The organism is Vibrio sp. 10N.222.49.C9 (assembly GCF_041474985.1).
GTDB lineage: Bacteria > Pseudomonadota > Gammaproteobacteria > Enterobacterales > Vibrionaceae > Vibrio > Vibrio crassostreae_C.
This window is the reverse complement of the sequence record NZ_JBFRVD010000070.1, coordinates 1-714: the sequence shown is the minus strand read 5'-3', so window position 1 is coordinate 714 and position 714 is coordinate 1. Positions and strand designations below refer to the sequence as shown.

At 45.4% G+C, this 714-nt stretch carries 1 protein-coding gene; it reads right to left on the bottom strand.

Translation table 11 applies throughout. The annotated features are described in order from the left end of the window. Positions 1-133: 133 nt before the first annotated feature. The coding region (locus AB4585_RS21590; protein ID WP_372170873.1) for a hypothetical protein at positions 134-714 on the bottom strand (581 nt) is incomplete at its 5' end.

Genomic DNA, 714 nt, shown 5'->3' with positions numbered 1-714 from the left:
TCATAAAGACCCTCACTTACAATATTTGAAGGATTCACACCCCTCAAGTAATCATCATAATTCAAACTCCCTTGAGCCATCGCAAAAGATGACGCAAGCATTAAAAACACACCAAATACATTCTTCATTACCATCACCTATCTCTACCACTACCACCAGTACCTGCGCAATCACGAGAAAACGACTTTTCACTATAAGACGTCCGAACCTCAACAATATTGCAAATTGACCCCGCCCAGGTGTAGTCGGTGCGATACGTAGCATTCCAATAAACCCTGTCCTGGCTCGAGCAATAATTACCGCTGTCCGACCTCGTTGTACCTACTATCGACGCACACATCACCTTCGCACTTTCATTGATTAGGTAGTTACGCTCAGTATCGGACAATCTGCTTGCCATATAACTGGTGTTTGAATGAGTCGCCTGAGCAATCGTGCCTCCACGAGACTCATCAATAATATTTTGACGCTCTACACTGTCCACCGTTGTCGCCTGAGACGCCCTTATGACATTAGCAGAGTACGCAGCCTCACCCACTGTATAATTCCCGCCTGAACCTTGAGTTGCATCCTCCTTGGACAGCAACTCATACGACACCCTTTCGCCCACTGAATCAATTACTTCATTGTAATCTTGGGCCATCAGCGATGTAGATCCTAGAAGCGCTACGAGCGCCACACTAAATACGTTTTTCATATATTCACCTATTGTAC